This is a genomic window from Agrococcus sp. ARC_14 (assembly GCF_022436485.1).
Classification (GTDB): Bacteria; Actinomycetota; Actinomycetes; order Actinomycetales; family Microbacteriaceae; genus Agrococcus.
On sequence record NZ_JAKUDO010000002.1, the window covers coordinates 163,079 to 188,145 of the forward strand.

Here is a 25,067-nt window from a genome sequence, read left to right on the forward strand (position 1 = left end):
GCGGCGGCCTCGATATCGTCGGGCCCATGAGTGACCAGCGCGCGCAGCAGCCGCAGCAGCCGCCGCAGGGCTACGCCCCGCAGGGCTACCAGCCGCAGCAGAGCTCCCAGGAAGCTGCCCACCCGCAGCAGGGCTTCGCCCCAGGCGCGTTCCCGGCGCCGCCCGCGACCGGCGTGCGCCACTGGGCGTGGCAGCTGCTCTATTGGATGCCGATCCCGCTGGTGTCGCTGATCATCGTGCCGCTCGTGCTCATGGGCCTGCGCGGCGGCGCGGTGCGCAACGGCGGTGTCGACGAGGCGAACTCGCGGGCGGCGCTGAACTGGTCGCTCTCCTGGCTGCTCTCGGTGCTGGTCACGGCCGCACTGCACTTCGGCATGCTCTTCGCGCTCACGAACGGCGGCTCCGTCTCGGGCTCGTCGCCCCAGGGCATCGTGCTCGCGATCACCGGGACCCTGCTCGCACTCGCGTTCTTCGGCGGCGGCATCCTCACGATCATCAACCTCATCCGCGGCTGGATGGCTGCGGCCCGCGGCGAGGTCGCGCGCCCCTGGCTGGCGATCCCGTTCCTGCGTGCAGCCCGACCCGCCGGGGCGCCCAGCGCCGTGGCGTAGGATGGTCAAAGCCGCTCAGGCGGCCACGCGGATGTAGTTCAATGGCAGAACTTCAGCTTCCCAAGCTGATAGCGCGGGTTCGATTCCCGTCATCCGCTCCAAGCTCGGCCCTGGCGACATGCGCGCGAAACAGGCATCTGCCACCGTTGAGGCATGGAGCAGGCCCCGATCACCGTCGCCATCGAGCGCGAAGTCGACTCGAGCATGGATCGCTACGCGCAGGCGTGGGTGCGGCACGGGGTCGATCTCGCCACGCACTTCGACGGATTCCTCGGCGCAGGCTGGGTGCGGGAGTCGCCGCAGACCGACCGCTGGCACATGATCTATCGCTTCCAGGATCGGGCGACGCTGGATGCGTGGGAGGCGAGCCCGGATCGGCAGCAGTGGATCGCGGCGGGCGCGAGCTTCGCGCGCGAGTCGCGCGTCGAGCGCCGCACCGGCATCGAGGGCTGGTTCGATGCCCCCGCCGGCGTCGTGGTCGAGGATGACGCGCGCGTCGAGATCCGGCAGGTCGCCGCAGCGCCGCCGGTCTGGAAGCAGATGATCATCGTCTGGCTCGCGTTCTTCCCCATGAACGTGCTCGTCAGCTGGCTGCTCGGGCGCATCCCCGGCTTCGACGAGCTCGCGCTGCCGCTGCGACTGCTCGTCTCGACCGTCATCCTGACGCCGATCATGGTCGGGCTGATCCTGCCGTTCATCACCCGGCTCGCGACGCCCTGGCTGCACCCGCGTCGTCGCTGAACGACGCAGCTGCTCAGCTCGCGCGGTACTGCGCGATCACGACGCCGGTGCTCGTGGTGTCGGCCCGCCGCAGGGCGAGGTCGTGCCTGCCGCCTTCGCCGAAGAGCCGCTGGCCGCTGCCGATCGTCACCGGGTGCACGAGCAGCACGAAGCCATCGACGAGCCCCGCCTCGTGCAGCGCGCGCACGAGCTCGCCGCTGCCGAGGATCGTGAGCGCTCCCTCTGCCTCGTCGCGCAGCCGCGCGACAGTCTCGACCGCCTCGCCGGTCAGCAGCGTCGAGTTCGGGTGCTCGAGGGGAGCCGAGGTGCGCGACGCCACCCACTTCTGCGTCTCTCGGATGTGGTCGGTGAACGGGTTGGGCGCGGGGTTCGAGAGCCAGAAGCCCACCAGCTGGTCGTAGGTGCGGCGGCCGAACAGCATGCCGCCGGCCTGCGACATCCCCTCGCCCATGATCGCCATCTGGTCGTCCGACGCGAAGGGCGCAGCCCATCCGCCGTGCTCGAATCCCCCGCGGGTGTCTTCGTCGGGGGAGCCGGGCGCCTGCATGACGCCGTCCAGCGAGATGGACTCGGTCGCGATGATCTCTGCCACGACCCTGAGCGTGGCGTGCCCCGGGCCGAGCGTCAACCGGTCAGTCGGGCACCGTCAGCGGCTGCAGCACACCCAGCTCGAGCCATGTCAGCGGCGCGATCACCGCGAGCGCCGCGATCAGCACGAGCGTCAGCACCACGACGATGTACTGCACCTTGCGGCGCCCCTGCGAGATGCGGCGGAAGCCCCACGCGATCGGCAGCCCCACGATCGCCACCATGAGTGCGATGGTCGGCGCGACCCAGTGCGGCACGCACGCGAGCACCGCGAGCAGCGCGATGCCGATCGCGATCGGCAGCATCGACTTCTCGCGTTGCTCCGCGCTGTCCGGCTCCGGTGGCGCATCCCACGGCACGTCGGGCGGCCTGATCTCTGAGGCGGGGGTGGCGGATGCGTCCTGCGGCTTCCTGGTCGGCGTCCGTCCGCGGGTCCAGGGTGCGGCCGCCGAGGGCTCCTCCTGCTGGGGCTCCGACTCGCCGCGGTCAGCGGGCGCGGCCGGATGGCCCGGCGGCGCCCAGCGCCGTGCGTCCTCGTCGTGCCGCTCCACGCATCCATCATCCCAGCCGGCAACCGCGCGGCGCCCATGGATCACGGGCGCCGCGCGATGCTCCGGCTAGGGCAGGTGCAGGTCGATCCGCGACTCCGTCGCGTGCCAGCCCTCCGCCGCGAACGCCCGCTGCATCGGCACGTTCGCGTTGTCGGTGTCGGCGATGAGCGTGTGCGCGCCGTCGTCGAGCAGCCCTGCGGTCGCGGCGGCGACGAGCTCGCGCCCGAGGCCGCGACCCCGCGCATCTGCTGCGACCCCGACCTGCAGCACGAATCCGGTGCCGCTCGGCACGGTCAGCCACGAGACCAGCCCCGCGTCGCGCCGGCCGTCGGGCCCGTCGTCGACGGCGAACCGGATGCAGTCGATCGGGTCGGCGTGCAGCAGTTCGCGCGCCCATCGCTGCGCGGCGACCTCGAGCCCGTGCTCGGCGACCGCCGCCTGATCGCGCACGTCGAGCGAGCCCGGCAGCACCCGCTCGAGCAGCGAGCTCAGCCGATCCTCGTCGCCCTCGACTGCGCGCTCGAGGCGCAGCCCAGGGGTCGCGCGAGCGTGCAGCAGCACGGCCGCCAGCTCGTAGTGCTGCCGCGTCACGAGCAGCCGCCAGCCGGCGGCCTCGAACTGCGTCAGCACGGCGCGCACCCGCGGGTCGGCGAGCGGCGCGTCGGCCGTCGCGCCGAACGAGACCTCTGCCTCGTCGCTCGGCAGCGCCCACTCGGTCGCCTGCCGCACGAGGCGGGCGGATGCGTCAGGGTCGTCGGGCAGGGCGAGCACGTCGATGAGACGGGCGTCGCCGAAGTCGCGAGCTGCGACCAGGCCGAGCAGATGCTCGCCCTCGGTCGCCGCCCAGACGAGATCGGGCCTGCGATGCCCGCGCTCGAAGGTGCGGTCGATGGCTTCGGGCGCCAGCCTGGCGCGGTTGGCGGGGGTGTCGATCGTGCTGGTGCTGGCCAGCAGCCAGCGCTTCGCCTCGTCGGTCGAGGCAGGGGAGCGAAGCTCCATGTCGTCCTCCAGTCAGCACCGCGAGGACGCGGTGCGAACGGTCAGCCGACCTCGTCGACGGAGACGTCGCGGTCGAGGGCGGCAATGTGCGTGAACATCGCGACCTCCTCTCGACCTTCGGGCGTCTCAGCGGCGCCGGTTGGGGATGAGCCTAGCGCGAGCCGCGCAGTCACGGGATGAGCGGCATCTGCCCGGTCTCTGGCGGCATGGGGCGCGCCCGAGCGGCGGTGAGCGCGACGCCGGCCGAGGCCGCCACGACCAGTGTGAGCGCGAGCAGATCCCAGCCGGTCAGCAGCTCGCCGACGACCAGGAAGCCGAAGATCGCCGCGGCAGCGGGCTCGACCGCCATCATGATGCCGAACACGCGGGTCGCCACGCGGCGCAGCGCCAGCATCTCGAGGCCGTAGGCGATCGCGCTCGAGAGCATCGCGATCGCGAAGGCGGGCAGCAGCACGCTCGGGTCGGCGGCGACCGCTCCGATCGCTCCCATGAGGCCGAACGGCAGCACCGCGACCGTCGCGATCACGAGGGCTCCGGCTAGCCCTCCCACGCCCGGCACGTTCTTGCCGACGGATGCCGAGGCGAGGATGTAGGCCGCCCAGCATCCGCCCGCCGCCAGCGCGAGCACCACGCCGATCGGGTCGAGCGAGCCACCGAGCGATTGCACGCCGAGCACCCCGACGCCGACTGCGGCCAGCCCCACCCAGGCGAAGTCGACCACTCGCTTCGACTGCACGAGCGCGAGCAGCAGCGGGCCGATGAGCTCGAGCGTGACCGCGACCGCGATCGGGATGCGCGGCAGCGCCAGGTAGAACAGCAGGTTCATGCCCGCGAGCGAGATGCCCAGGAACAGGATCGAGCGCCACGCCGCGCGGTTCCAGGTGCGGATGCGCGGGCGAGCGATCAGCAGCATCACGACGGCAGCGAACGCCAGGCGCAGCAGGGTCAGCCCCGCCGGGTCGATGCGGTCGAAGACGGTCTTGGCGATCGAGGCGCCGAACTGCACCGAGGCGATCGCGCCGAGCACGAGCAGCACGCCGGCGAGCATGCCGCCGGGGGAGAGGCGGCGGATGCGGGGCATTGCTTCAGCCTAGGACGGCCAGACCTGCGGAGCGAGGCGGCCGAGCGGACGTCGCACCGCCGTCATCCGCGCGGATGATCCTGAGCGCGGCTCGGGGCAATCCTCAGACGCTCCCGCCAGGATCGAGACATGCAGCCACCGAGCGAGCCGAGTCCCGGCGCACCCGAGCCGCTCCCCGTCTTCGTCGACCCGCTCAGGCAGCCGGCAGCGCTGCCGGGCCCGGACGCCGGCGGCATCGTCGTCGACGCCGTCGCCCGCAGCTTCGGCAGCGTGCAGGCGGTGCGACAGATGACCTTCCACGCCAAGCCCGGCCGCGTCACCGGCCTCATCGGCCCCAATGGAGCAGGCAAGACGACGCTGCTGCTCATGCTCGCCTCGCTGCTCGCGCCCGATGCCGGCGCCATCCGGATCGAGGGCGCAGACCCCGTGAAGGATCCGCGATCGGTGCGTCGCGCGATGGGCTGGATGCCGGATGTGCTGGGCACGTGGCGCACGCTGACGCCGCTGACGATCCTCACCACGGTCGGGCGGCTGCACGGCCTGTCGAAGGCCGCAGCGCGCACCCGCGCCGACGAGCTGATCGTGCAGGCCAGGCTCGAGGAGCTCGCCAAGCGGCCCAGCCGCGTGCTCTCCCGCGGCCAGCAGCAGCGGCTCGGGCTGGCACGCGCGCTCGTGCACCGCCCGCGCGTGCTGCTGCTCGACGAGCCCGCAGCCGGGCTCGACCCGACCTCGCGCGTCGAGCTGCGCGAGCTGCTGCGCGGCTTCGCGGCAGAGGGCGGCACCGTGCTCATCTCGAGCCACGACCTGTCGGAGCTCGACGAGATGGCGCAGGATGCCGTCTTCGTCGACCGCGGCGAGGTCGTCGGCGGGGAGCGGCTCGTGCTTGCCCGGCAGGCGGCCCGCGAGTGGCGCATCCGTGCCCTCGACCCGGGCTCGTCCGGCGCCCCGGCACTCAGCTACCAGCTCGCGCACATCGGCGTCTCCTTCGACCGCGTGCGCATCGAAGGAGAGATCGCCTACGTCGCGCTCGATCGCGACGAGGATGCGGCGGATGTGCTCGCGCAGCTCGTGCGGGCGGGCGTCGCCGTCACCCACTTCGCGCCCAGCGTCGGCGACATCGAGCGCACCTACCTCGGCCTCGCGGGAGGCGCCCGATGAGCGGCTGGCTGCGCATGCTCGGCGTTGTCGTCGGCCTCGAGCTCAAGCAGCGGGTGCGCTCGGTCGCCTGGTACGTGCTGCTCGGCATCGTCGCGCTCGTCGTCGGCGGCGTGATCGTGGTGCTCTACGCATCGCTGCAGGGCTACCAGCGCGACCTCGGCAACGCGATCTTCGCGATGACGATCTTCTTGGTGATGCTCGTCACCTCGCTCGTCACGCCCGCGCTCTCCGGCAACGCCATCAACGGCGATCGCGACGGCGGCACGCTCGCCTCCACGCAGGTCACGCAGGTGAGCGGCACGCAGCTCGTGCTCGGCAAGGTGCTCGGCGCCTGGATCGCCTCGCTCGGCTTCCTCGCCGTCTGCCTGCCCTTCATGGTGGCCTCCGCGATGCTCGGTGGCCTCCGCATGGAGGCGGTGCTGATCTCGATCCCGCTGGTGGTGCTCGAGATCGGCGTCATCTCTGCCATCGGCGTCGGCCTCTCCGGGCTCATCCGCAAGCCTGTGCTGTCGACGGTCGTCACCTACCTCGTGGTGGCGTTCTTCTCGGTCGGCACGCTCATCGGATTCGGCGTCGGCACGGTCGCCTTCCAGACCGAGGAGACTCGCGACGAGATCGTCTGGGACTACGACGAGGAGACCTTCGAGACCACCTGCCGCGAGACCGACCGCACCTACGAGACGGTCGTCCCACGGCCCGACCGGGTGTGGTGGATGCTCGCGGCCAACCCCTACGTGATCCTTGCCGACGCCATCCCACCCGCGCTTGCAGCTGACGGGTACCCCACCGACGTCTTCAGCCAGATCGCGCTCGCGGTGCGCAGCGTGCAGGAGCCGCCGCACGAGGAGTCCTGCGCCGACTACGGGCCCGACGGCAGCTATGTCGACCCCTACGAGGACATCTACGAGCGCACCGCGCCGAGCTGGTTCGTCGGCATCGCCATCCACCTGGCGCTCGCTGCACTCGCGGTGTGGGGCGCGATCGCGGCCGTTCGCGCACCGGCGCGCACGCTCGCGCCGGGCAGCCGCATCGCGTGACCCGCGAAGATAGGCGCATGGCGCTTCCCACCAAAGCAACCGGCATCCAGCAGCAGCTGCTCGCGATGGGCATCGATCGCGAGATCATCCACTTCCCCGAGGGCGTGCACACCGCCAAGGCGGCCGCGGCGGCGCTCGGCATCGAGGTCGGTGCGATCGCGAACTCGCTGATCTTCTGGATGGCGGATGCGCCGCTGCTGGTGATGACGTCGGGTCGCCACCGCGTCGACACGGTCGCGCTCGCCGAGCAGCTCGGCGAGGGAGCGATCGAGCGCGCGACGCCGGAGCAGGTGCGCGCAGCCACTGGGCAGGTGATCGGCGGCGTCGCGCCGCTCGGGCACCCGGCGCCCATCCGCACGCTCGTCGACACGGCGCTGCGGGACTACCCGCTGCTGTCTGCGGCGGCCGGCACCCCCGACACGGTCTTCATGCTCAGCTATGCAGAGCTGCTGCAGATCACCGGCGGCGAGGAGCGCGCGGTGGAGCTCTGAGCGGCTGAGCGGTGGAGTACTGCACAGCGCCCTGAAACATCCGCGTCCTACACTCACGAGGGTGACTGACACGACACCCGAACTGCCGGTCTGGCCAGGAGAGGCGTACCCGCTGGGCGCCACCTTCGACGGCACCGGCACCAACTTCGCGATCTACACCGAGTCCGCGGAGAAGGTCGAGCTCTGCCTCTTCGACGATGCCGGCGCCGAGACGCGCGTCGAGCTCACGGAGGTCGACGCCTTCGTCTGGCACGCCTACCTGCCGACGGTGCAGCCCGGCCAGCGCTACGGCTACCGCGTGCACGGGGAGTACGACCCGGAGCAGGGCCTGCGCCACAACCCGGCGAAGCTGCTGCTCGACCCCTACGCGAAGGCCACCAGCGGCACCATCGAGTGGGGCCAGCCGCTGCACAGCTATGAGTTCGGCGATCCGCTCAGCCGCAACGACGACGACTCGGCACCCCACATGGTCAAGGGCGTCGTCATCAACCCGTTCTTCGACTGGACGGGCGACCGCCACCCCCGCACGCCGTACAACGAGTCGCTCATCTACGAGGCACACGTCAAGGGCATGACGCAGACACATCCCGATGTGCCCGAGCAGCTCCGGGGCACCTACGCGGGTCTCGCGCACCCGTCGATCATCGCCCATCTGCAGAAGATCGGCATCACCGCGATCGAGCTCATGCCGGTGCACCAGTTCGTGCACGACGCGACGCTGCTCGAGAAGGGGCTGCGCAACTACTGGGGCTACAACACGCTCAGCTTCTTCGCGCCGCACGCCGAATACGCAGGCACCGGCGAGCTCGGCCAGCAGGTGCAGGAGTTCAAGGCGATGGTGAAGGCGATGCACGACGCGGGCATCGAGGTGCTGCTCGACGTGGTCTACAACCACACGGCCGAGGGCAACCACTTCGGGCCGACGCTCAGCTGGCGCGGCATCGACAACCAGGCCTACTACCGCCTCGTCGACGGCGATCAGCAGCACTACATGGACTACACCGGCACGGGCAACAGCCTCAACGTCGGCAATCCGCACGCCCTGCAGATGATCATGGACAGCCTGCGCTACTGGGTGACGGAGATGCACGTCGACGGCTTCCGCTTCGACCTGGCCGCGACGCTCGCACGCGAGTTCTACGACGTCGACAAGCTCTCCACCTTCTTCGAGCTCGTGCAGCAGGATCCGGTGATCAGCCAGGTCAAGCTCATCGCAGAGCCGTGGGACATCGGCCCCGGCGGCTACCAGGTGGGCAACTTCCCGCCGCAGTGGACGGAATGGAACGGCGAGTATCGCGACCAGGTGCGCGACTTCTGGCGCGGCGAGCCGACGGCACTGGGGGAGTTCGCCAGCCGCCTGGCCGGCTCCGCCGACCTCTACGAGCACTCGGGCCGCCGTCCCGTCGCATCCATCAACTTCATCACGGCGCACGACGGCTTCACGCTCCGCGACCTGGTGAGCTACAACGAGAAGCACAACGACGCCAACGGCGAGGACGGCAACGACGGCGAGAGCCACAACCGCTCCTACAACCACGGCGCCGAGGGCCCGACCGATGACGCCGAGATCCTCAACGTTCGCGCTCGGCAGCAGCGCAACTTCCTGGCGACGCTGCTGCTGAGCCAGGGCGTGCCGATGCTGCTGCACGGCGACGAGCTGGGCCGCACCCAGCAGGGCAACAACAACACCTACGCGCAGGACTCCGAGCTCAGCTGGATCGACTGGGAGCGCATCGACCAGCCGCTCATCGAGTTCACTGCGGCGATCGCGCGGCTGCGGCACGATCACCCGACCTTCCGGCGCAAGCGATTCTTCACCGGCAACACGGTGCGAACGGGCGACGGTGAGCGTCTCAACGACATCGTCTGGCTGCGGCTCGACGCGACCCCCATGGGCCCTGACGACTGGGACGGCGATTCCGATCAGTCGCTCGGCATGTACCTCAACGGTCACGGCATCGCCGGCCGCGGCGCCCGAGGCGAGCGCATCGTGGACGACCACTTCCTGCTCTACGTCAATGCCTCGGCCGAGGAGCACGAGCTGACGCTGCCCGGCGCAGAGTTCGCCGAGGCCTGGGACGTGCTGATCGACACGGGCGCCGAGTCCGCCCACGACGACCCTCGTCTCGCCGGCGGCGTCCAGGCGCTCCGGCCCCGCAGCTTCGTGCTGCTGCGCGAGCACACCACACCGATCGACCCCGACTTCTCGGTCGCAGCCTCGATCGCCGCGAACCGCGCGTCGTCCGCGCCCGAGCCCGACGAACCATCCGCCGCCGAATCCTGAGGAGCCCCGTTGCGCACGCCGCAGAGCACGTACCGACTGCAGATCACCGAGGAGTTCACCCTCTTCGATGCGGCCGAGCGGCTTGAGGCGCTCGCCGATCTCGGCGTCGACTGGGTCTATCTGTCGCCGATCCTGCAGGCCGAGCCGGGCTCGAACCACGGCTACGACGTCGTCTCGCATACGAGAGTCGACGCGGCGCGCGGGGGAGCGGAGGGGTTGGATGCGGTGGCCGAGGTGGCCCGCAGGCTCGGCATGGGCGTGCTGGTCGACATCGTGCCCAACCACGTGGGCATCGCGACGCCCGAGCGCAACAGCTGGTGGTGGCAGGTGCTGCGCGACGGCCGCGAGAGCCCGATCGCGGATGCGTTCGACATCGACTGGGAGGCCGGCGGCGGCAAGGTGCTGGTGCCGATCGTGGGTGACGACGACTGGTCAGAGGACGGCACGGTCGGCCACCTGACGCTCGAGCCCGCCGCCGATGGCGACGGCGCCCAGGAAGCCGGCGCCGCCGCACTGCGCTACTGGGACACCAGGCTGCCCGTCGCGCCCGGCACCGGCGACGGCTCGCCGCAGGAGGTGCTGGCGCGCCAGCACTACCGGCTCGGCCACTGGCAGCAGGCCGACGACCGGCTGAACTACCGGCGCTTCTTCGCGGTGACGACGCTCGCCGCCGTGCGGGTCGAGCTGCCGGAGGTCTTCGACGCCACGCACGTCGAGATCGAGCGCTGGTTCGACGAGCGGCTCGTGCAGGGCCTCCGCGTCGACCACCCCGACGGCCTGCGCGATCCGGCCGGCTACCTCGAGGATCTCGACCGGCTGACGGGCGGCGCCTTCGTGCTGGTCGAGAAGATCCTGGAGCCGGGCGAGGAGCTGCCGCGATGGGCGGCGGCCGGCACGACCGGCTACGACACCCTCGGCCTCATCGACCGGCTGCTCACCGACGGCTCGTCCGCCGACGCCCTCGACGCGCTCGACACCCGCCTGCGGGGCGGCGAGGCCGTCGACTGGCAGGCGATGACGCACACCACGAAGCGCGCCATCGCGGACGGCATCCTGCGCGCAGAGGTGCTGCGTCTCGAGCGCGAGGTGCGGGCGGCGGATGCGTGGGGCGACGGCGGCGCGCCGGCCGACACCGCCGACGCGATCGCCGAGCTGCTCGCCTGCTTCCCGGTCTACCGCTCGTACCTGCCGGAGGGGCTCGAGCATCTCGGCACGGCGGCCGAGCGCGCCAAGCAGCACCGTCCAGAGCTCGCCGACACGATCGACGCGCTGCTGCCGGTGCTCGGCAACGCCAGGCAGGATGCGGCGCTGCGGTTCCAGCAGACCAGCGGCATGGTGATGGCGAAGGGCGTCGAGGACACCGCGTTCTACCGCTACTCGCGGCTCACGAGCCTCAACGAGGTGGGCGGCGACCCGGAGGTCTTCGCGGTCGATCTGCAGGAGTTCCACGCACGCATGGCACGGCGGCAGGCCGAATGGCCGCACGCCATGAACGCCCTGTCGACGCACGACACCAAGCGCGGCGAGGACGTGCGCGCGCGCATCACCACGATCGCCGAGGTCCCGAGTGCCTGGGAGGAGCTGCTCGACAAGCTCCTCGTGCTCGCCCCGCAGCAGGGCCGAACCTTCGCCAACCTGCTGCTGCAGGCCGTCGTCGGCGCCTGGCCGGCCAGCGAGGAGCGCCTCGTCGCCTACAGCGTCAAGGCGGCGCGCGAGGCCGATGCGCACACGCACTGGACCGCTCCCGACCTCACCTTCGAGGCCGACCTGGCCCAGCTCATCCGCCTGGTCATCGCGCCGCCGCCTGCGACGGCGGTCGAGGCGTTCCTGGCCGAGACCGAGGAGGGATTCCGCGCCAACGTGCTCTCGGCGAAGCTGCTCAATCTCACGATCCCTGGCTTCCCGGACGTCTACCAGGGCTCGGAGGCGCTCGAGCGGTCGCTCGTCGACCCCGACAACCGCAGGCCGATCGATTGGGAGCGGATGGATGCGCTGCGCGCGCAGGCGGTCGAGCCGCTGGCGGGCGGGTGGGATCTCGAGGTCGCGAAGACCCGGCTCGTGCGCGAGGCGCTGCGCCTGCGCCGCGCGCACCCCGAGCGCTTCGAGGCCTACGCGCCGCTGCTCGCGCACGGCGACGCGGCCGAGCACGCGATCGCGTTCGATCGCGGCGGGGCGATCACGGTCGCGACCCGCCTGCCGATCGCGCTCGCGGCGCGCGGCGGCTGGGGCGACACGACGGTGCAGCTGCCGGAGGGCAGCTGGCGCGAGCTGCTCACCGGCCGCGAGCTGCGCGGCGGCAAGACCCTTCTCGCCTCGCTGCTGGAGACGCTCCCGGTCGCGCTCCTCACCCGCGACACGACGGCCGAGTAGACGCCGGGGCGTCGTATCGAGACCCTGACCCAGGAGACACGATGACCAAGCAGCACGACTACCGCGTGTGGGCGCCGGACGCCTCGCGGATGCGCGTGGTCGCCGGCGATCGCAGCCTCGAGATGGCGCGCGAGCAGGGCGACTGGTGGCACGCTGTCGCGCCCGCGGGCGACTACGGGTTCCAGATCGACGACGACGACGCCGTGCTGCCCGACCCGCGCTCCACCCGGCAGCCCCACGGGGTGCACGAGCGCTCGCGCGTCTGGGACGCATCCGCCCATGACTGGAACGACGCAGAGTGGACGGGCAGGCCGATCGCCGGTGGCGTGCTCTACGAGCTGCACATCGGCACGTTCACCGACGAGGGCACGCTCGACGCGGCGGCCGAGCGGCTCAGTCACCTGCTCGAGATCGGCGTCACGCACGTCGAGCTGCTGCCGGTGAACGCCTTCAACGGCACCCACAACTGGGGCTACGACGGCGTCGCCTGGTTCGCGGTGCACGAGGGCTACGGCGGGCCCGCGGCCTACCAGCGCTTCGTCGACGCCGCCCACGACGCCGGGCTCGCGGTCGTGCAGGACGTCGTCTACAACCACCTCGGCCCCTCGGGCAACTATCTGCCGCGGTTCGGCCCGTACCTCTCGAGCGAGGGGCGATCGACCTGGGGCGAGCACGTCAACGTCGCCGATCCGGAGGTGCGGCAGTACGTGCTCGACAACGTGCGCTTCTGGTTCGAGACGATGCACGTGGATGCGCTGCGGCTCGACGCGGTGCACGCGATCGACGACGAGGTCTCGGTCGAGCGCGGCGACGTGCACATCCTGGAGCAGATGGCGATCGAGACCGCTGCGCTCGCCGCGCACCTGGGCCGACCGCTCGAGCTCATCGCCGAGAGCGACCTCAACGATCCGAAGCTCATCACCCCGCGCGAGGCGGGCGGCTGGGGCCTGGATGCGCAGTGGTCGGATGACTTCCACCATGCCCTGCACGTCGCGCTCACGGGCGAGACGCACGGCTACTACGCCGACTTCGAGCCGCTCGCGGCGCTCGCGAAGACGATCGAGCGCGGCTTCTTCCATGACGGCTCGTTCTCCACATTCCGCGATCGCGACCACGGGCATCCGATCGATGTGGAGCGCTCGCTCTCGTGGCGGCTGGTCGTGAGCGCGCAGAACCACGACCAGATCGGCAACCGCGCCCGCGGCGACCGCATCACGGAGGCGCTCGACGAGTCGCGCCTGCTGTGCGCGGCGCTGCTGCTCTATGCCGGCCCGTCGACACCGATGCTGTTCATGGGGGAGGAGTGGGCTGCCTCGAGCCCCTTCCAGTTCTTCACGTCCCACCCCGAGCCAGAGCTCGGGCGACTCACCGGCGAGGGCAGGCTTGCGGAGTTCGAGCGGATGGGGTGGGACGAGTCGGTCGTGCCCGATCCGCAGGATCCGGCCACGTTCGAGCGGTCGAAGCTGCGCTGGTCGGAGATCCGGCGCGAGCGGCACGAGCGGGTGCTGGCCGGGTATCGCGAGCTCGCCGGCCTGCGCCGCGAGCTGCCGGCGCTCACCGACCCGCACTGGAGCCGCAACCGGGTCGAGGCCTTCGGGGAGGCAGGCGTGCTGCGTCTGCAGCGCGGCGTGCGGCCGCCACCGCAGGCACCGCAGGTCGAGGAGCACGCCGGCGAAGCCGGCATGCGTCACGAGACCGAAGCCAGCCTGCGTCGCGACACCGCAGCCGTCGAGCTCGTCTTCAACTTCGGCGACAAGCCGCAGTCCGTGCCTGTCTCGTGCCGACGCATCCGCTTCCGGACGCATCCCGACGTGGCGATCTCCGGCGAGCTCTCGCTGCCGCCGGGCAGCGGCGCGCTGCTCGACTGAGCACCGCGACGCCAGCAGCCGTGCCGCGCGAGCTGCGCCCGGGCGCCTACCTGCCGCGTTCGCGCGGCTCGGCGAGCACGTCGAGCGTCTCCCGCACCGGCTTCGTCTCGCACACCAGCACCAAGATGGCCGTCACGACCGCGAGCGCGACCGCGGCAGCCACCTGATCGGTTGACGCGAGCGTCAGAGCGGCCCCACCGAGGATCAGCACCTTCGCGACCCACTTGACGGGCGTCGGCACCTTCGCCCTGCGGGAGGCGAGCTGCGACCAGGCGAGCACGACGAGCGCGAACGCCACGATGGTGCCGATGGCTCCCGCGGTGTCGCCCCACTGCGAGCCGATCGTCCAGCCCCACATCGCGAGGATGAGCCAGGCGATGAACTCGACGACGACGAGCGCCGCGAGGATGAAGAGCACCGCCGGTCCACGCACGTCGCCAGCCTCCCATGCCCGAATGAGCATTACCGTGGAACCGTGACCCAGACCGTCGGCGAGCTCGACTTCCCCATCCATGGCTTCCTCGAGACCCGGCGCGGGCCGATCGTCGAGATCGCCCTCTCCAACGCTCCCACGCGGATGGCGCGCACCTATCTGCTCGTGCCGGACGGCGCGGGCGAGATCCCGCCGGGCGTCTACAGCACGGCGGTCAAGCAGGTCGTCGACCTCGACGAGGAGCACGGCTGGGTGGTCGAGATCGATCTCGAGCCGGAGGCGAAGGCTGCCGAGGTGCGCGCCGACACGACGCTCGACGACGACTGGGAGTCCGACGAGCGCGATCTGCTGATCGCGTCGACCCCCGACCGCTTCCTGCAGGATTCGCCGGCCGAGCGCGAGGGCGACCAGCCCGTCAATCCCTTCGGGCTCTGGGCGATCGACGAGCAGGGGATCCCGCTGCGCGTCGAGGCCGAGCTCGACGAGGAGTCGGGCGGCCTGGTCGTCGAGGCGGCGACGCGCTTCGGCAAGGCGCTGCACCCGTGGTCCTACGGGGCGGTGCGCGCCGACTCGCTCGAGATCGAGCAGCATGCGCTCGACAGCGACGACGCGCTGCTCGACCTGCAGCTCTACACCTTCGACGGTGCCGAGGATCGCCCCTACCAGCGCTGGCACGTCGGCACGCGCCGTGCCGTCGAGGGCGTGGCGACCCATCCGCTGCCCGAGTTCGACCCGGGGGAGTGGATGCGCTGGCTCACGCCCGTGGAGGGCGGCGACCCGGTGGCGTTCGGCGGCTTCCTGGCGCCGGAGGGCAGCACGATCGCGCTGGAGCCCGTGATGCCGCAGGAGCCGGCATGGGCAGCCGGTCGCGTGCTGACGATCGCGCGGGAGCGGCCCGACCAGGCGTTCGAGGGGAGCCGCGAGGTGACGGTCTACGGCAAGCCGTTCAAGGAGCTGCGGTCGTCGGCGGCGAAGCTGCGGAAGCGCGCTGCGACGCCGATCGGCCGCTTCATGCTCGAGGCCGAGGGGTTCATGCCGGAGGGCTGGAGTCGACTGGGCTGATGACCCAGGGCGAGCGATGCGCCCGCGCGGGGCGCCCGTCGGATCGGCCTCACGAGTTCTCCACAGTCATCGCTGACTTGCCATCGCGTGTCAGTGCCCTTCGATAGTCTTCGAACAGACGTTCGATGCTGTGAGGGTTGCCGGCAGCCGGCGGGCGCAGGGTGAAGGAGTCGATGATGACGAGGGTCGAGCAGGCAGCGACCGCCGTCGCTGCCGTGCGCGCGATGTTCGCCGATGCCGCCTCGCTCGCCACCGTCGCCGACCACGAGATCGCGATGCTGCTGAGCCAGACAGCCGAGCTGGCGCGGCTCGTCCAGGCGCAGCAGGTGCGCCTCGCCGGCGTGGTCGATGCTCGCTCGGACGGCTCACCCGAGACCGACCTCTGCCGCAAGCTGGGCAAGCGCAGCGCGAAGGAGGCGGTCGCATCCGCGTTCGGCATCCGCGCCCGTGAGGCGAGCGAGCTGCTGTCGATGGCGCGGGCCACGACCGCTCGCATCTCCGTCTCCGGCGGCGACATCCCCAAGCGCTATCCCCTGGTCGCCGATGGACTCGATGCGGGCGAGCTCTCGCTCGCACAGGCGCGTGCGATCGTGACCACGCTGGAGACCGGCGCCGCGAACGCCGACCTCGAGCTGCTCGCCTGGGCCGAAGGCTGCCTGGTCGAGGCCGCGACCGACCCTGAGGGTCCGCTGGCGCCCGAGCTGCTTGTGGAGCAGGCCCGCGCCTACGTGGCCGTGCTCGACCCTGATGGCGTGCTGCCCGCGAGCGAGCGGCAGCGCGCGATGCGCAGCCTGCGGCACTGGCAGCAGCCCGACGGCATGTGGCGCACGCTCATGATCAGCCCGCCCGAGGAAGGCTCTGCCCTCAAGGCCCTGCTCGATGCGCACACCGCGCCGCGCGTGCAGGTGAGGTTCCGCGATGATCAACCCGCAGCGCCGACCGCCGGCAACCCGATGGTGCCGGTCGACGACCGTTCGCTCGAGCAGCAGCGGCACGACGTCATGATGGGCATCGTGCGGGCGCAGGCTGCGTCGGGCAAGGCTCCCCTCGCCGGCGGCGAGGTCCCCCGGCTCGTCTTCACCGTGCAGCAGGACGCCTACGAGGCGTACCGCCGCGGCCTCGACCATCCAGACCGCACGCTCACGATCGAGCACACCCGCAACCCGGTGCCGATCGAGACGATCGACCGGCTGCTGTGCGACGCGATCGTGCAGCGCGCGCTCGTCGACGCGGGCGGCGAGGTGCTGGAGCTCGGCCGCACCGAGCGCCTCTTCAGCCGCGCCCAGCGGCGCGCGCTGGCGGCCCAGTACGGCAGCTGCGCCGGGTGCGCTGCACCCGTCGCCTGGACCGAGGCCCACCACGTCTGGTGGTGGCAGCGCGGCGGCGACACCGACGTGCGGAACGGCATCCTGCTCTGCAGCCACTGTCACCACGAAGTCCATGCCGGCCGCCTCGTCGTCGTCGGCACCCCTGGCTGCTGGCGCGTCGTCCCGCAGCTTCGGCCTGCCGACGCACGCGCTCGCGCCGCTCGCAAGCGGCCGGCCGGCCGAGTGCCCGGCATCGGGCAGATCGCCCGCATCGCGCTCGAGCGGGGAGCTTCCGCAGCAGGCATGCGCGGCGCCATCGGCGTCGACGCCGACCTCGAGCCCATCCCGTGGGTCGACAGCCGCGACGACGTGCTCGCCGCCGGCGCGGCCGCGAACCTCGCCGTCAAGATCCCCGCGTCATCACGCCCGCCCTCCGTTCGGCGACCCGGGCTCATGACCCGGTCGCTCGAAGCACGACTCCACCGTCGGCTGCGTGCCAGCGTGCGGTCGGGCACTCAGGGGTTCGCCGTCGACCACCGGCCAGCTCCACGAATCGTCATGCGGGCCTGAACCTCCGACCGGTCCGCGCGCCGCGTCCCTCGGCTCAGCGCCCTCCGGCTGCTTGCTCGCCAGCGCCGTGCTTGCCCGCCCAGTGCGGGCTCTGGATGATGCCGAGCCACGATCGCCGTGAACACACCCCGACGCGCGCGTGCATCAGCTCGCCATGGCTCGGTCGATGGTCGGGGTCGTCGTGTCGCTCGCCCGGCCCGGAGCGCCGGGGCCGACCGGGCATGCGAAGCGGCGGCGGTAGGCCGACGGCGCGACGCCGAGCTGCCGGGTGAAGTGGTGCCGCAGCAGCGCTGCCGTCCCGAACCCAGCCTGTTGCGCCACCGCATCCAGCCCCAGATCGGTCGCCTCGAGCAGCTGCTGCGCGCGCTGCACGCGCTGCGAGGTCAGCCAAGCCGCGGGGGTGGCGCCGAGCTCCTCGCGGAAGCGGCGGGCGAAGGTGCGCTCCGAGAGGTTGGCTCGACGCGCCAGCGCGCCGACCGTGTGGTCGTCGTCGATGTGGGCGACCATCCAGTCGATGAGCGGCGCGAGTGTCTCGGCACGCTGCTCGGCCACCGGCCCGATGGCGAACTGGCGCTGACCACCGTCGCGCAGCGGCGGCACGACCATCGAGCGGGCGATCGTCGCCGCGACCTGCGCGCCCTGCAGCTCGCTCACGAGGTGCAACGAGGCGTCGATCGCCGCCGCCGTGCCTGCACTCGAGGTGATGGGGCCGTCGTCCACCCAGAGGGCGTCGCGCTCGACGATGAGTTCGGGGAACTCGGCCGCCAGCTCGTCGGCGTGCGCCCAGTGGGTCGCGACACGACGGCCTTCGAGCACGCCGGCGCGAGCCGCCACGAAGGCGCCGGTGCACATCGTGAGCACGCGGGCGCCGCGTGCCACGGCGCGCTGCAGCGCGAGCGCCACGGGCAGGCTGCATTCGACGTCGCTGCTGCACTGCTCGTACGGCGCGACGATGACGAGGTCTGCCTCGTCGGCGAAGGCGAGCCCCTCCTCGATCATCATCGGCAGGCTCAGCCCGCCGGAGATGCGCACGGGGCCGGGTGTCGGCGTGACGACGCGGAAGTCATTGCGCGGCACGCCGCGGTCCGTGCGATCGGTGCCGAAGACCTCGGCGGCGACGCCGAGCTCGAAGATGTTGACATCGTCATCCACGATGCAGGCGATCTTGAGCATGCTGGCCTCCTTGCGATGCTGCCCGACGGGCTTGGCAGGATCTTATCGAGCATTGACCATCCTGCCACTGGTGGCGGGAAGTTGGCAAGCGCACACTTTCTGCCATGGACATCACCTGGATCATCGTCATCGCCGCCGTCGGTCTCGTGGCCGTCGCAGGCACCGTCTTCACGCTGCTGCGAGAGCGCGCGCCGCGCGTGGCAGCCGACACCGAGCTGGTCGCCCGCATGCGCGATCAGGTCGCCGACCGAGAGGCACGCCTGCTCAGCGAGCAGGTCGCGGAGCGCGTCGCAGAAGAGCGTCACGCCCGCGGGCGCGCGCCGCAGCGCACCCACGCCGCAGGCACCGAGCGCCTCTGGGCGGGCGGGCTCTGAGCCGAGCGGCAGCGGGCCCGCCCCGTAGTCCACGGCGGGCTCGGGGCACGCTCGAACTCACCCCTGGCGCAGCACCCCGGAGGAGCGCATGATCATCACCATGGAGCCCAACTGGTTCAGCGTCGTCCCCATGGATCCCACCTGGATCGCCGTCCTGGGCGCGCTCGGCGCCCTCGGGCTGATCGCCACCGTCGTCATGCTCGTTCGGCAGTCGTCGCCGCGCACCCGCGTCGATCGCGACCGCGTGGCCCGCCGGCGCGAGACGGGCAGCCCGCTCGCACTCTGATCCACCTCGCGCGACGGCGTCGTCGCGCGACGCGCCGCCCGGCGGCAGGTAGCGTGCGAGCATGCGCCTCGCCAACGCCCGACTGCTCGTCGGCTCACCCTCCGACTCGCCCCTGGTCGACCTCGACATCGTCGACGGCGAGATCGAGCGTGTGAGCCCTGCCGGCTCCACGGCTTCGGCGGGGCAGCGGCACGACCTCGAGGGCGCGACGGTCGTCCCCGGCCTCTGGGACGAGCACACGCACCTGGGTCAGTGGGCTCGCCACCGCACGCGCCCGAGCGTGCTCGACGCCGAGAGCGCCGAGGACGTCGCCGCCAGCGCCGGAGCCGCAGCGGGCGCGCACACAGGCGCCGACCCGCTCGTGCTGGTCGGCATGCGCGACGCCCTGTGGCCCGCGCCGCCCACGCGCGAGCTGCTCGACGCCGCCACCGGCGCCACGCCGACGCTGATCGTCTCGAGCGACGTGCACTGCTCATGGCCGAACTCCGCGATGCTCGCGCGCCTCGGCCTGCGCCTCGACGGACCGCTGCTGCGCGAGGATGCAGCGTTCGACGCCCTGCAGGCAGTCGAGGGGATGCTCGACGCCGACACGCTCGACCGTCACGTCGTCGACGCGCTGGCGTCGGCCGCGGCGCGCGGCGTCGCAGGGGTGGTCGATCTCGAGTTCGACGATGCCGTCGGTGCCTGGCTGCGCCCTGGGCGCGCAACCCCCACCCGCGTGGAGGTCGGGATCTACCAGAAGGATCTCGAGCTCGCCGCGGATCGCGGCCTGCGCACGGGAGATCGCATCGCCGGCACCGCGCACGTCGGCAGGCTCAAGGTGATCACCGACGGCTCGCTCGGCACCCGCACGGCCTGGACGACCCATCCGTACGACGACGGAGCGGGCCGCGCCGGCGTGGGCGTGCGCAACGTCGATGACGCCGACCTCGACCGGCTGCTCGCCAGGGCGGGGCAGCTCGGGCTCGGTGCCGCCGTGCACGCGATCGGTGATGCCGCCGTCAGCGCGGCGATCGATGCGTTCGAGCGCGCCGCGCGAGGTGGCGCTGGCAAGGGTGGCCGCGAGCTGCCGGGCGCTCGCGCCATGGCCGGGGACCGCATCGAGCACGCGCAGCTCGTCGCGGCCGCCGACATCCCGCGCATGGCGCGGCTCGGCCTCGTCGCCTCGGTGCAGCCGGAGCACGCCCTCGACGACCGTGAGCTCACCGCCTCGCTCTGGAGCGATCGGGCCGGCGACGCCTTCCGCATCCGCTCGCTGCTCGACGCCGGCGTGCCTGTCGTGCTCGGCTCCGACGCGCCGGTCACGCCGCTCGACCCGTGGCGCGCGATCGCCACCGCCGTCACGCGCACGCGCGGCGACGAGCAGCCGTGGCAGCCGGAGGAGGCGATCTCGATCGAGCAGGCGATCGCGGCCTCGGCCCGCACTCGCATCGCCGCGGGTGAGCCTGCCGATCTCGTGGTGCTGGCGGATGCGCTGCCGTCTGCCGACGACGTCGCGCGCGACCCGAACGGGTCGGCGGAGCGCCTCCGCGCGACGGCGGTCACCGCCACCCTCATCGCTGGCGAGCTGGTGCACGGCTCGCTCTGACCCTTCGGCGCGGCGTGCGCCTTCGACGCGCACCGGCTCAGGGCCTCGCTTCGGCGCGCACCGGCTCAGGGCCTCCCTTCGGCGCGCACCGGCTCAGGAACCGGAGGCCGCCGCCCGCAGGCCACCCGTCGGTCGAGGAGGCCGCCGCCCGCAGGGCGGCTGCCGTCACGAGACCCCTGACCTGCGAAGCCCGACAGCAGATCCGGCAGTCTGTTGTGTCGAGCGCACAACCGCGGTGCACGACCGCGCGGCACCGATTGTGCCCTGGATCAAGGCCTGGCGCGCCGCACCGGCCCCGCGCCTACCGTGGTGGTGCGCCCGCCGCAGGCGCCGCATCCGCACGTCAGTCCGAGGGGGAACCATGGCCGAGACGAACCGCAGCCGCCGACAGCGCAGCGAGCAGCCGCGCCAGCACGGGAAGGTCGATGTCGACTGGCTCGGCCGCGACCTGCGCGGCACCTGGGGTGAGCGCAGGCTGGCCGCGCGCGAGAAGGTCGCCGACCCGCGCTACCAGCGCATCGACGACCTGACGATGGCCGACCACCGCGCCCGTGCGCTCGAGCAGATGCAGCTGCTCGTCGACGACGGCGCCGTGCTCGCCGCGTTCCCGAAGCGCCTCGGGGGCGAGGACGATCACGGTGGCAACATCGCGGGCTTCGAGGAGCTCGTGCTTGCCGACCCCAGCCTGCAGATCAAGTCGGGCGTGCAGTTCGGCCTCTTCGGTGCCGCGGTGCTGCACCTGGGCACGGCCCACCACCACGACGCCTTCCTGCCGTCGATCATGCGCCTCGAGGTGCCCGGCGCCTTCGCCATGACCGAGACCGGCCATGGCTCCGATGTCGCCTCCATCGGCACCACCGCGACCTACGACGAGCAGGCCGAGGAGTTCGTCATCCACACCCCGTTCCGCGGCGCCTGGAAGGACTACCTCGGCAACGCCGCGCTGCACGGCAAGCACGCGGTCGTCTTCGCCAAGCTCATCACGAAGGGCATCGACCACGGTGTGCACGCCTTCTACGTGCCCATCCGCGACGAGGCCGGCGAGTTCCTGCCGGGCGTCGGCGGCGAGGACGACGGCTACAAGGGCGGCCTCAACGGCATCGACAACGGCCGCCTGCACTTCACGAACGTTCGGGTGCCGCGCACCAACCTGCTCAACCGCTACGGAGACGTCGCAGCCGACGGCACCTACTCGAGCCCGATCGCCAGCCCCGGCCGCCGCTTCTTCACGATGATCGGCACGCTCGTGCAGGGTCGCGTCTCGCTCGACGGCGCCGCAGCGGTCGCCCAGCAGGCGGCACTCGCGATCGCGATCCGCTACGGCTCCGAGCGCCGCCAGTTCAACGCCTCGAGCGACACGCAGGAGGAGGTGCTGCTCGACTACCGTCGCCACCAGCGCCGCCTCTTCACGCGGCTCGCGAAGGCCTACGCGCAGACCTACGCCCACGAGCGCCTGCTCGTGAAGTTCCACGGCGTCTTCTCCGGCCGCACCGACACACCCGAGGAGCGCGAGGATCTCGAGACGCTCGCCGCCGGCCTCAAGGCGCTCTCCACCTGGCAGGCGCTCGACACACTGCAGGAGGCCCGCGAGGCCTGTGGCGGCGCCGGCTTCCTGGGCGAGAACCGCATCGTGCAGCTGCGCGCCGACCTCGACATCTACGTCACCTTCGAGGGTGACAACACCGTGCTGCTGCAACTGGTCGGCAAGCGGCTGCTGGGCGACTTCGCCAAGCAGTTCAAGGGTGCGTCGAAGGGCGACATCGCCCGCTTCGCCGCCGACCAGTTCTTCGAGCGCGCCTCCACGCTGGTGGGCCTGCGCACGCTCACGCAGGATGTGCGCGACCTCGGCAACGTGAAGAAGTCGTCCATCGCCCTGCGCGACGACGACTTCCAGCGCGACCTGCTCGAGGACCGCGTCGAGACGATGGTCGCCGACATCGCCGGCCGGCTGCGCCACGCGCCGAAGGAGCAGGCGAAGGCTGCCGCCGCGTTCAACAACGAGCAGCACCAGCTGATCGAAGCCGCTCGCGCCTGGGTCGAGCTGCAGCATTACGACGCGCTGGCAGCGGCGGTCGAGCGCAGCCCCGAGGCGACCAAGAAGGTGCTCACCCACCTGCGCGACCTCTTCGCACTGACGATCATCGAGGAGCACGCTGCGTGGCACCTCGAGAACGGCCGTCTCTCCGGTGCTCGCTCGCTCGCCGTCACCTCGACGATCGAGCGCCTGCTCGCGAAGCTGCGCCCGCACGCGCTCGACCTGGTCGCGGCGTTCGGCCTCGGCGACGAGCACCTGCGCGCACACATCGCCACCGGCGCAGAGGGCAAGCGCCAGGCAGAGGCGCAGGCCCACTACGACGGCATGCGCGCGGCCGGCACGCTGCCCACGCAGGAGAAGAGGGCGAAGGGCTCCAACCCCGAGGCGCAGCCGATCACGGTCGCGGGCGCCGCGCCCGTGCCGCCCGCAGACATCCTCGGCGACTCGGTCGCTTCGGCGCCCTCGGCTGCCTCGGCCCCCTCAGCGGAGTCGGCGGATGCGGCTGACGCCAGTGAGGGCGCGGAAGTCCCGGCGCGCTGACGCCTCGCACAGCGCCCCAAGGAGCCCGGCCGCGGCGAGCAGCCGGGCTCCTTGCATGCACAACCCATAGCCCGCATGCCGCAAGCGGCATTGCGTACGCCATACGCTAAGAAGCATCCGGGGTCCCGATCATGCAGGTCGACCGGCCCCCACCGGCTGGGAAGTCGCCGTCGACCCCGAGGGGGACCTCTTGACCACGATGACCACCGCAGAGGTGACGCACGGTCCGTTGCGCACCACCATCAAGGCCTCTGAGCGATCAGAAGAGGATCGCCGCGCCGACTTCCGGGTCGTCGCGAAGGCCGTCCGCGACGCGGGCCTGCTCGAGCGCGCCGTCGGCTACTACGTGTGGATGATGGTCGCGCTGGGCGTTGCGCTCGTCGGCCTGCTCGTCGGCTCTGTGCTGCTGGGCGACAGCTGGTTCCAGCTGCTCATCGCCGGTGGTCTCGGCGTCGTGCTGACGCAGATCGCCTTCATCGCGCATGAGGCCTCGCACCGCCAGGTGCTGAAGTCGGGCCCCGCGAACGACCGCCTGGGCCGCATCCTCGCCGCCGGCGTCGTCGGCATCAGCCACCAGTGGTGGATGACGAAGCACTCGCGCCACCACGCGAACCCGAACCAGATCGGTCGCGACCCCGACATCGAGGTCGACACCATCGCGTTCCTGCCGAGCGACGCGAAGCAGGCTCGTGGCCTGGTGCGCTGGATCACGCGCCGTCAGGGCTGGCTGTTCTTCCCGCTGCTCACGCTCGAGGGCCTGAACCTGCACCAGCACTCGATCCGCACGCTGCTCGAGCGCCGACCCGTGACCGGCCGTTGGATCGAGCTCGGCCTCATCACCGCCCGCTTTGCGGCCTACTTCACCTTCCTGCTGCTCGTCATGCCGCCGCTGATGGCGCTCGCCTTCCTCGGCGTGCAGATGGCTGTCTTCGGCATCGGCATGGGCGCATCGTTCGCCCCGAACCACAAGGGCATGCCGACGGTCAGCCGCGACGCGAAGCTCGACTTCTTCACCAAGCAGGTGCGCACCTCCCGCAACGTCCGCGGCTGGGGCATGACCACGCTGCTGGGCGGCCTCAACTACCAGGTCGAGCACCACCTGTTCCCGAACATGGCTCGGCCGCACCTGCGCGCCGCGAGCGAGATCGTGCGAGCGCACTGCGCGACCCACAACATCCCCTACGTGGAGACCGGACTGGTCGGCGCCTACGCAGCCGTCGTGCGGTATCTGAACCGCGTCGGCCTCGCCGCACGTGACCCCTTCGACTGCCCGATGCTGGACATGCGTCGGTGACAGCGGGCGCGTCGCGGATGCCGGTCCGCCGGGCGCTCGCGCGGCTGCACTGGGTGCTGAGCCCATGGCAGCTGCAGCGCGAGCAGCCACCCTATGAGGGCCCGCGGCTGCTGATCGGTGCCCCGCACACGTCCAACCGCGACTTCGTGCTCATGCTCGCGATCTCGTGGGATGCGGGACTGGCGGTCAAGTGGCTCGGCAAGCGCGAGCTGTTCCAGGGCCCCTTCGGCCGGGTCATGCACTGGCTCGGCGGGATTCCCGTCGACCGCGACGACCCTGCAGGACTCGTCGAGCGCGTCATCGAGCTCACCCGCGCTGACCCGCGCGCCGCGATCGTCGTGACGCCCGACGGCACGCGCAGCTCGCGGCAGTGGCGGAGCGGCTTCTACCGCATCGCCTACGAGGCGGGCGTGCCCATCACGCTCGGCTTCGTCGACTCCACGACGGGCACGACCGGCCTCGGGCCGACCATCGAGCTCACGGGCGATGTGCCGGCCGACATGGATCGCATCCGCGCCTTCTACGGCGACAAGCGCGGCATCATCCCGGAGCGCACGACCGAGCCGCGGCTCGCCGACGAGGCGGGGCTCGCGCAGCGCCTGGCGGAGCAGCCCTAGCGCGACCGG

Annotated in this window: 22 protein-coding genes and 1 tRNA gene; 17 read left to right on the forward strand and 6 right to left on the reverse strand. The window is 71.7% G+C overall.

What is annotated here, in order from left to right; genetic code table 11:
* The first annotated feature begins 26 nt into the window (after positions 1 to 26).
* The 3 genes from MKD51_RS14015 to MKD51_RS14025 all read left to right on the forward strand — a co-directional run bounded on the left by MKD51_RS14015 (position 27) and on the right by MKD51_RS14025 (position 1,352).
* The gene (locus MKD51_RS14015) at positions 27 to 611 is read left to right on the forward strand and encodes a DUF4870 domain-containing protein (RefSeq protein WP_240241109.1); all 585 of its coding nucleotides are present in this window, start codon (positions 27 to 29) and stop codon (positions 609 to 611) included.
* 27 nt (positions 612 to 638) lie between these two features.
* Positions 639 to 712, forward strand: a tRNA-Gly gene (locus MKD51_RS14020).
* A gap of 52 nt (positions 713 to 764) precedes the next feature.
* On the forward strand, positions 765 to 1,352 hold the full coding sequence (locus tag MKD51_RS14025; protein ID WP_240241110.1) for an antibiotic biosynthesis monooxygenase: 588 nt from the start codon (positions 765 to 767) through the stop codon (positions 1,350 to 1,352).
* A 13-nt stretch (positions 1,353 to 1,365) separates the two neighbouring features.
* Here the strand turns inward: MKD51_RS14025 and MKD51_RS14030 are convergent, their stop codons facing one another.
* From MKD51_RS14030 to MKD51_RS14045, 4 genes are all read right to left on the reverse strand, one after another.
* Positions 1,366 to 1,944, reverse strand: a complete 579-nt coding sequence (locus MKD51_RS14030) for a dihydrofolate reductase family protein (RefSeq protein WP_240241111.1) — start codon at positions 1,942 to 1,944, stop codon at positions 1,366 to 1,368.
* A 40-nt stretch (positions 1,945 to 1,984) separates the two neighbouring features.
* A complete protein-coding gene (locus MKD51_RS14035; protein ID WP_240241112.1) occupies positions 1,985 to 2,491 on the reverse strand; it encodes a hypothetical protein in 507 nt (168 codons plus the stop codon).
* A gap of 66 nt (positions 2,492 to 2,557) precedes the next feature.
* Positions 2,558 to 3,490 (reverse strand): GNAT family N-acetyltransferase, encoded by a 933-nt coding sequence (locus tag MKD51_RS14040; protein WP_240241113.1) that lies wholly within the window; start codon positions 3,488 to 3,490, stop codon positions 2,558 to 2,560.
* A gap of 169 nt (positions 3,491 to 3,659) precedes the next feature.
* Positions 3,660 to 4,571 carry an EamA family transporter gene (locus tag MKD51_RS14045; RefSeq protein WP_240241114.1) on the reverse strand — a complete coding sequence of 304 codons (912 nt, stop codon included), beginning with the start codon at positions 4,569 to 4,571 and terminating at the stop codon, positions 3,660 to 3,662.
* Between the two features lie 129 nt (positions 4,572 to 4,700).
* Here MKD51_RS14045 and MKD51_RS14050 point away from each other — a divergent pair, with 129 nt between their 5' ends.
* The 6 genes from MKD51_RS14050 (at position 4,701) to treZ (ending at position 13,779) form a co-directional block, all read left to right on the forward strand.
* Positions 4,701 to 5,729, forward strand: a complete 1,029-nt coding sequence (locus MKD51_RS14050) for an ABC transporter ATP-binding protein (RefSeq protein WP_240241115.1) — start codon at positions 4,701 to 4,703, stop codon at positions 5,727 to 5,729.
* On the forward strand, positions 5,726 to 6,766 hold the full coding sequence (locus MKD51_RS14055; RefSeq protein WP_240241116.1) for an ABC transporter permease: 1,041 nt from the start codon (positions 5,726 to 5,728) through the stop codon (positions 6,764 to 6,766). Before MKD51_RS14050 ends, MKD51_RS14055 begins: the two co-directional genes overlap by 4 nt.
* A 17-nt stretch (positions 6,767 to 6,783) precedes the next feature.
* Positions 6,784 to 7,257 carry a YbaK/EbsC family protein gene (locus MKD51_RS14060; protein ID WP_240241117.1) on the forward strand — a complete coding sequence of 158 codons (474 nt, stop codon included), beginning with the start codon at positions 6,784 to 6,786 and terminating at the stop codon, positions 7,255 to 7,257.
* Between the two features lie 82 nt (positions 7,258 to 7,339).
* Positions 7,340 to 9,541, forward strand: coding sequence for a glycogen debranching protein GlgX (glgX, locus tag MKD51_RS14065; protein WP_240241335.1), 2,202 nt, complete (start codon positions 7,340 to 7,342; stop codon positions 9,539 to 9,541).
* A gap of 9 nt (positions 9,542 to 9,550) precedes the next feature.
* Positions 9,551 to 11,911 carry a malto-oligosyltrehalose synthase gene (gene treY, locus MKD51_RS14070; protein ID WP_240241118.1) on the forward strand — a complete coding sequence of 787 codons (2,361 nt, stop codon included), beginning with the start codon at positions 9,551 to 9,553 and terminating at the stop codon, positions 11,909 to 11,911.
* A gap of 41 nt (positions 11,912 to 11,952) precedes the next feature.
* Positions 11,953 to 13,779, forward strand: a complete 1,827-nt coding sequence (gene treZ, locus MKD51_RS14075; RefSeq protein ID WP_240241119.1) for a malto-oligosyltrehalose trehalohydrolase — start codon at positions 11,953 to 11,955, stop codon at positions 13,777 to 13,779.
* Between the two features lie 46 nt (positions 13,780 to 13,825).
* On the opposite strand, the gene MKD51_RS14080 is transcribed toward treZ, so the two are convergent.
* Positions 13,826 to 14,212 (reverse strand): DUF2568 domain-containing protein, encoded by a 387-nt coding sequence (locus MKD51_RS14080; RefSeq protein ID WP_240241120.1) that lies wholly within the window; start codon positions 14,210 to 14,212, stop codon positions 13,826 to 13,828.
* A gap of 42 nt (positions 14,213 to 14,254) precedes the next feature.
* On the opposite strand from MKD51_RS14080, the gene MKD51_RS14085 reads away from it, so the two are divergent.
* Both MKD51_RS14085 and MKD51_RS14090 read left to right on the forward strand, forming a co-directional pair.
* A complete protein-coding gene (locus MKD51_RS14085; RefSeq protein ID WP_240241121.1) occupies positions 14,255 to 15,274 on the forward strand; it encodes a hypothetical protein in 1,020 nt (339 codons plus the stop codon).
* Positions 15,275 to 15,450: 176 nt separating this feature from the next.
* Positions 15,451 to 17,151, forward strand: a complete 1,701-nt coding sequence (locus MKD51_RS14090; RefSeq protein WP_240241122.1) for an HNH endonuclease signature motif containing protein — start codon at positions 15,451 to 15,453, stop codon at positions 17,149 to 17,151.
* Between the two features lie 144 nt (positions 17,152 to 17,295).
* On the opposite strand, the gene MKD51_RS14095 is transcribed toward MKD51_RS14090, so the two are convergent.
* The gene (locus MKD51_RS14095; RefSeq protein WP_240241123.1) at positions 17,296 to 18,324 is read right to left on the reverse strand and encodes a helix-turn-helix domain-containing protein; all 1,029 of its coding nucleotides are present in this window, start codon (positions 18,322 to 18,324) and stop codon (positions 17,296 to 17,298) included.
* Between the two features lie 104 nt (positions 18,325 to 18,428).
* On the opposite strand from MKD51_RS14095, the gene MKD51_RS14100 reads away from it, so the two are divergent.
* From MKD51_RS14100 to MKD51_RS14125, 6 genes are all read left to right on the forward strand, one after another.
* Positions 18,429 to 18,698: a hypothetical protein gene (locus tag MKD51_RS14100; protein ID WP_240241124.1), complete on the forward strand. Its 270-nt coding sequence runs from the start codon at positions 18,429 to 18,431 to the stop codon at positions 18,696 to 18,698.
* 88 nt (positions 18,699 to 18,786) lie between these two features.
* Entirely contained in the window at positions 18,787 to 18,984 is a 198-nt protein-coding gene (locus tag MKD51_RS14105; RefSeq protein ID WP_240241125.1) for a hypothetical protein, read from the forward strand.
* 61 nt (positions 18,985 to 19,045) lie between these two features.
* Positions 19,046 to 20,572, forward strand: coding sequence for an amidohydrolase family protein (locus MKD51_RS14110; RefSeq protein WP_240241126.1), 1,527 nt, complete (start codon positions 19,046 to 19,048; stop codon positions 20,570 to 20,572).
* A 361-nt stretch (positions 20,573 to 20,933) separates the two neighbouring features.
* Positions 20,934 to 23,147, forward strand: coding sequence for an acyl-CoA dehydrogenase (locus tag MKD51_RS14115; protein WP_240241127.1), 2,214 nt, complete (start codon positions 20,934 to 20,936; stop codon positions 23,145 to 23,147).
* A 190-nt stretch (positions 23,148 to 23,337) separates the two neighbouring features.
* A complete protein-coding gene (locus tag MKD51_RS14120; protein WP_240241128.1) occupies positions 23,338 to 24,441 on the forward strand; it encodes an acyl-CoA desaturase in 1,104 nt (367 codons plus the stop codon).
* A gap of 17 nt (positions 24,442 to 24,458) precedes the next feature.
* Positions 24,459 to 25,058 carry a 1-acyl-sn-glycerol-3-phosphate acyltransferase gene (locus tag MKD51_RS14125; RefSeq protein WP_240241129.1) on the forward strand — a complete coding sequence of 200 codons (600 nt, stop codon included), beginning with the start codon at positions 24,459 to 24,461 and terminating at the stop codon, positions 25,056 to 25,058.
* Positions 25,059 to 25,067 lie beyond the last annotated feature (9 nt).

Coding starts and splice junctions, on each gene's coding strand:
- MKD51_RS14040 (WP_240241113.1), bottom strand. CDS start 3,490: ATGGAGCTTCGCTCCCCTGCCTCGACCGACGAGGCGAAGCGCTGGCTG.
- MKD51_RS14095 (WP_240241123.1), bottom strand. CDS start 18,324: ATGCTCAAGATCGCCTGCATCGTGGATGACGATGTCAACATCTTCGAG.
- MKD51_RS14125 (WP_240241129.1), top strand. CDS start 24,459: ATGCCGGTCCGCCGGGCGCTCGCGCGGCTGCACTGGGTGCTGAGCCCA.
- MKD51_RS14115 (WP_240241127.1), top strand. CDS start 20,934: ATGGCCGAGACGAACCGCAGCCGCCGACAGCGCAGCGAGCAGCCGCGC.
- MKD51_RS14045 (WP_240241114.1), bottom strand. CDS start 4,571: ATGCCCCGCATCCGCCGCCTCTCCCCCGGCGGCATGCTCGCCGGCGTG.
- MKD51_RS14090 (WP_240241122.1), top strand. CDS start 15,451: ATGACGAGGGTCGAGCAGGCAGCGACCGCCGTCGCTGCCGTGCGCGCG.
- MKD51_RS14105 (WP_240241125.1), top strand. CDS start 18,787: ATGATCATCACCATGGAGCCCAACTGGTTCAGCGTCGTCCCCATGGAT.
- treZ (WP_240241119.1), top strand. CDS start 11,953: ATGACCAAGCAGCACGACTACCGCGTGTGGGCGCCGGACGCCTCGCGG.
- MKD51_RS14055 (WP_240241116.1), top strand. CDS start 5,726: ATGAGCGGCTGGCTGCGCATGCTCGGCGTTGTCGTCGGCCTCGAGCTC.
- MKD51_RS14025 (WP_240241110.1), top strand. CDS start 765: ATGGAGCAGGCCCCGATCACCGTCGCCATCGAGCGCGAAGTCGACTCG.
- MKD51_RS14050 (WP_240241115.1), top strand. CDS start 4,701: ATGCAGCCACCGAGCGAGCCGAGTCCCGGCGCACCCGAGCCGCTCCCC.
- MKD51_RS14100 (WP_240241124.1), top strand. CDS start 18,429: ATGGACATCACCTGGATCATCGTCATCGCCGCCGTCGGTCTCGTGGCC.
- MKD51_RS14060 (WP_240241117.1), top strand. CDS start 6,784: ATGGCGCTTCCCACCAAAGCAACCGGCATCCAGCAGCAGCTGCTCGCG.
- MKD51_RS14110 (WP_240241126.1), top strand. CDS start 19,046: ATGCGCCTCGCCAACGCCCGACTGCTCGTCGGCTCACCCTCCGACTCG.
- MKD51_RS14015 (WP_240241109.1), top strand. CDS start 27: ATGAGTGACCAGCGCGCGCAGCAGCCGCAGCAGCCGCCGCAGGGCTAC.